The sequence below is a fragment of the Albidovulum sp. genome, from assembly GCF_041919395.1.
Taxonomy (GTDB): Bacteria; Pseudomonadota; Alphaproteobacteria; order Rhodobacterales; family Rhodobacteraceae; genus Albidovulum.
In genome coordinates this window covers 1-4,663 of sequence record NZ_JAYRTX010000149.1, presented here as the reverse complement: position 1 = coordinate 4,663, position 4,663 = coordinate 1, and the positions used below count along the sequence as shown (strand labels likewise).

Annotated in this window: 4 protein-coding genes; 2 read left to right on the top strand and 2 right to left on the bottom strand. The window is 68.5% G+C overall.

Features of this window, described 5'->3' with window-relative positions; genetic code table 11:
* Nucleotides 1-4: 4 nt before the first annotated feature.
* Both ACMUOO_RS16470 and ACMUOO_RS16465 read right to left on the bottom strand, forming a co-directional pair.
* Entirely contained in the window at nt 5-1,078 is a 1,074-nt protein-coding gene (locus ACMUOO_RS16470) for an ABC transporter permease (RefSeq protein WP_301919517.1), read from the bottom strand.
* A gap of 97 nt (nt 1,079-1,175) precedes the next feature.
* Nucleotides 1,176-2,189, bottom strand: coding sequence for a sugar ABC transporter substrate-binding protein (locus ACMUOO_RS16465; protein ID WP_301919516.1), 1,014 nt, complete (start codon nt 2,187-2,189; stop codon nt 1,176-1,178).
* Between the two features lie 189 nt (nt 2,190-2,378).
* Between ACMUOO_RS16465 and ACMUOO_RS16460 the strand changes: the two genes are divergently transcribed.
* Nucleotides 2,379-3,569 carry an ROK family transcriptional regulator gene (locus tag ACMUOO_RS16460; protein ID WP_301919515.1) on the top strand — a complete coding sequence of 397 codons (1,191 nt, stop codon included), beginning with the start codon at nt 2,379-2,381 and terminating at the stop codon, nt 3,567-3,569.
* Between the two features lie 61 nt (nt 3,570-3,630).
* A partial coding sequence (locus ACMUOO_RS16455; protein WP_413855742.1) for a WD40/YVTN/BNR-like repeat-containing protein occupies nt 3,631-4,663 on the top strand: 1,033 nt, incomplete at its 3' end.

The following is a 4,663-nucleotide window of genomic DNA, read 5'->3' as shown; positions in this document are numbered from 1 at the left end:
TCCATCACGCGGCCACCTTTCTGATCCACTGATCCACGGCTACGGCGAAGATGATCAGCGCACCGATGAGGAAGAAGGTCCATTGCGGGTCGGTGCCGACAAGGCGCAGGCCCATCTCGAAGACGCCCACGATCAGCGCCCCGAAGAACATGCCGAGGATCGAGCCGCGCCCGCCGAAGAGGCTGATCCCCCCGATCACCACGGCGGTGATCGACTGGATGTTTCCAAGCTGGCCGGTGGAGGCGGTGGGCGAGACCGAGCCGAAGCGGCCGATCATAACCCAGCCGGCGACGGCGCAGAAGAACCCGGCGAGCGCGTAGACCTGGAGGATCACCCGATCGGTCTGCACACCGGCGAGTTTCGCCGCCTCGGCGTCGTCGCCCACCGCATAGACGTGGCGGCCCCAGGCGGTGTGGCGCAGCACATAGGACATGACCAGGACGAGCGCGATCATCAGGAACACGGCGTAGAGCACCTTCACGCCGCCGGGCTGGATGGCGCGGCCCCAGAACTGGAGCGCGGGCGCGTTCGCGGCAATGTCCTGGCTGCGGATGGTCTCGTTCGCCGAGAAGATGAAGTTTGAAGCGAGCAGGATCTGCCAGGTGCCGAGCGTCACGATGAAGGGCGGCAACCTCAGCCGCGAGATCAGGAAGCCGTTCATCGCCCCCATCGACGTGCCGAGTGCGAGGCCGAGCGCGATGGCGAGTGGCGCGGGCAGGCCGTAGCGGAACGAGAGCTGACCCATCAGCACCGAGGAGAAGACGGCGATGGCGCCCACCGACAGATCGATGCCCGCCGTCAGGATCACGAGACTCTGGGCACATCCGAGGATGCCGACGATGGCGATCTGCTGAAGGATCGTCGAGATCGTCGTCGCCTTGAAGAAGTTCTCGGACAGGAGCGCGAAGACGACAACCGCGACGGCCAGCACGATCATCGGAACCGCCGACGGTGTCTGGTGCAGCCAGTGCTGCATCCGCTTCAGCGCGCCTTCCTGCTCGTGGAACTCGGCCACCTTCTCGGAGGCGCCCTTCAGCCCCTCCTCGAAGGCGGTTCCCGCCCTTTGATCCGCAGCCATAGTGCCCCTCCTTGCGTCCAGTCCTCTTCGCCAGGAAAAAGGGCGGCGCGGGCCGCCCCCTCACTGGTTACCGACACCCGGGTAACGACGCGGCCGATCAGCCCCAGCAGAGCTCCATGCCCTTGACCGTGTCAATCGACTCCACGCCTTCCGCCGGCTTGTCGGTGATCAGCGCGACGCCGGTGTCGAAGAAGTCCTTGCCCTCGGTCGGCGCGGGCTTGGAGCCGTCCTTGATATAGGCGGCGATCGCCTCGATGCCCTTCGAGGCCATCAACAGCGGATACTGCTGCGAGGTGGCGCCGATGATCCCGTCCTTCACGTTCTGCACGCCCGGGCATCCGCCGTCGACGGAGACGATGAGGGTGGAGCCTTCCTTGCCCACGGCCTTAAGGGCCTCGTAGGCGCCCGCGGCCGAGGGTTCGTTGATCGTGTAGACGACGTTGACGTCCGGGTCCTTGGCCAGGAGCGCCTCCATCGCCGTCAGGCCGCCTTCCTCGTTGCCGGCCGTGACCTCGTGCCCGACGATGCGCGGGTCGGTCTCGTCGCCCCATTTGTTCGGATCGCCGAGATCCACGCCGAAGCCCTGAAGGAAGCCCTGGTCGCGCAGGACGTCCACCGAGGGCTGCGAGATGGCGAGGTCGAGGAGCGCGATCTTGGCGTCCGCGGCCGCGTCGCCCATCGTCGCCTTCGCCCATTGGCCGATGAGGAGGCCGGCGGCGAAATTGTCGGTGGCGAAGGTCGCGTCCGCCGCGTCGACCGGGTCCAGGGGCGTGTCGAGCGCGATCACGAGCACGCCGGCATCCCGTGCGGCCGTGACGGAATCGACGATCGCCTTGGTGTCGGAGGCCGTGAGCAGGATGCCCTTCGCGCCGTCGGCCACGCAGGCCTCGATGGCCGCGACCTGGCTTTCGTGATCGCCGTCGATCTTGCCGGCATAGGTTTTCAGTTCGATACCGAGCTCGGTCGCCTTCGCGGTCGCGCCTTCCTTCATCTTCACGAAGAAGGGGTTGGTGTCGGTCTTGGTGATGAGGCAGGCGCTGTCGGCCGAGGCGGCCGTGGCGCCGCCGATGAGAAGCGCGGCCGCGGCGGCGCTGGCGAAGAGTCTCTTCATGTCGTCCTCCCTGACGAAGGGCCTCGCGCTCCTGCGCGGCCCGGGCATCCCGGACAGGCCGCGTCTGCCTGTCCCCGCCGTCGGTTGTGCCCCGACTCGGCGCGGGGTGTCAATAAATAAATCAACTTGATTTATTAATAAGGTGAGACCAGACTTGACGCCATGGCGACAGGCGATATGGCGGAAAACATGGATGCCATTCTGATCCGCGATCCGATGGGGGGCGCGACGCCCTCGGGCGTGCGCGATCACAACGAGCGCCTCGTCCTGTCGCTGATCCAGCGCCACGGCGCGTTGCCGTCCGCCGATATCGCCCGCCGCGCCAACGTCTCGGCGCAGACCGTTTCCACCATCATCCGCGCGCTGGAAAAGGACGGCCTCCTGATCCGGGGGGAGCCGATCCGGGGCAGGGTGGGAAAACCCTCGATCCCGATGGCCCTCAATCCCGACGGGGTGCTCTCGCTCGGGCTCAACATCGGCCGGAAGAGCGCCGACCTGGTGCTGATCGACGTCACCGGCGCGATCCGCGCGGTGGCCAAGCGCACCTATGCCTATCCGACGCCCGGCGCGGTGATGCGGTTTCTGGAGGATAACCTGCCGAAGGTGACCGCACCGCTGGGCGCACTCAGGGGCGCGCGGCTCGCCGGGATCGGCGTGGCCGCTCCCTTCGAGCTCTGGAACTGGCTCGACATCGTGAACGCCCCAAAGGAAGAGATGCAGGCCTGGCGGGACTTCGACACGGAGGAGCGGGTCGGCGCCGTGACGGGGCTGCCGGTGATCCTGCGCAACGACGCGACCGCCGCCTGCACCGCCGAGCATGTCTTCGGCCGCGGCCGCGAGTTCGCCGACTACGCCTATTTCTTCATCGGCTCCTTTATCGGCGGCGGCGTGGTTCTGAACGACACCGTCTACACCGGGCGCACCGGCAATGCCGGCGCCTTCGGCTCTATTCCCGTCGCATCGGGGCTCGGGGTGCCGCGCCAACTCATCGACCATGCGTCGATCTTCCTCCTGGAGCGGCGGCTGGCCGAGGCGGGAATCGATCCGGCCGCGATCTGGGACCCCGGGACGGATTGGGCGACGTTCGGGCCTGCGCTTGACGACTGGATCGAACACACCGCGCGTCATCTTGCCATTGGCGTGGTCGCCGTCTCGGCCGTGATCGATTTCGAGCGCATCCTGATCGAGGCGAATTGCCCGCCCGATGTGCGCCGGCGCGTCGTCGAGCGGACCCGCGTCGCGGTGGCCGGGCTCGACACGCAGGGAATTGGCGCCCCGGTGATCGCAGAGGCGAGCGTCGGCCGCAATGCCCGCGCCATCGGGGCCGCCGCGCTGCCTATCCTCGACCGCTACCTCCTGAGCCAGCCGCGCTTCGGCTGAGGGCGCTGCGTAGACGATGCAGCCCGTGCTATGCTCCTTCCCGCGCAACAGGGAGGCTCGCATGAGCAACGAGGGTCTGACCCTTCTCGTCGGCACGACGAAGGGGGCATTTCTGCTGTCCGGCGGCAAGGGTCGGGCAGAGTGGAACGTCGCGGGGCCGTTCTGCGGCGGCTGGCCGATCAACCACGTCATCGGCGACCCCGAGAGCGGCACGATCTGGGCCGGCGGCGGCGGCGACTGGCAGGGGGCGGGGGTCTGGCGCTCCTCCGATGGCGGGGAGACCTGGGATGTGGCGCGGCTGAGCCGCGGTACCATCGACGACTGGGCCGCGAGGGACCCAGACCTCGCCGCGATGGTCGGCTGGGCGGCTGCGGCGACGCCCTTCGACGGGCTCATGAGCCAGGTCTGGTCGCTTGGCCTAGCTGGCGGCACGCTCTATGCCGGCACGAAGCCCGCGGGCCTCGTCGCCAGCCGCGACGGCGGCGTCACCTGGGCGCGCGTCGAAAGCCTGACCGACCATCCCTCGGCCGCAGGCTGGAACCCCGGCGCGGCGGGGCTGGTCCTGCACACCATCGTCTGCGACCCTGCGAACCCCGCAAAGCTCTGGGTCGGCATCTCGGCCGCCGGCGTCTTCGCCAGCGAGGACGGCGGCGCGAACTGGGAGCGGCGCAACCGGCTCGCCAATGCCGCCGCCTGCGAGGGGCACGACCATCCAGCCGCGCCGAGGGACGGCGAGACCGGGCATTGTGTGCACAACATGGTGCGCGCGGCGGGCACCGCCGACGTGCTCTACCAGCAGAATCACCACGGCGTCTGGCGATCCCCGGACGGCGGGCGGAGCTGGGAGGATGTTACCGCCGGCCTGCCCTCCACCTTCGGATTCCCGATCCGCGTGCATCCGCGCGACCCCGATACGCTCTGGACGCTGCCCCTGAACGGCGACACCCAGGGCCGCTTCCCTCCCGGCGCGGCGGCGGCGGTCTGGCGGTCGCGCGACGGGGGAAGGACATGGAAGGACCTGCGCGAGGGGCTGCCGCAGAAGGGCTGTTACTTCACTGTCCTGCGCCAGGCCATGGCCGGCGATGCACGCGATC

Bases quoted from the DNA above. Each gene is read 5' to 3' on its own strand.
- ACMUOO_RS16470 (WP_301919517.1), bottom strand. From the start codon at position 1,078: ATGGCTGCGGATCAAAGGGCGGGAACCGCCTTCGAGGAGGGGCTGAAG.
- ACMUOO_RS16465 (WP_301919516.1), bottom strand. From the start codon at position 2,189: ATGAAGAGACTCTTCGCCAGCGCCGCCGCGGCCGCGCTTCTCATCGGC.
- ACMUOO_RS16460 (WP_301919515.1), top strand. From the start codon at position 2,379: ATGGATGCCATTCTGATCCGCGATCCGATGGGGGGCGCGACGCCCTCG.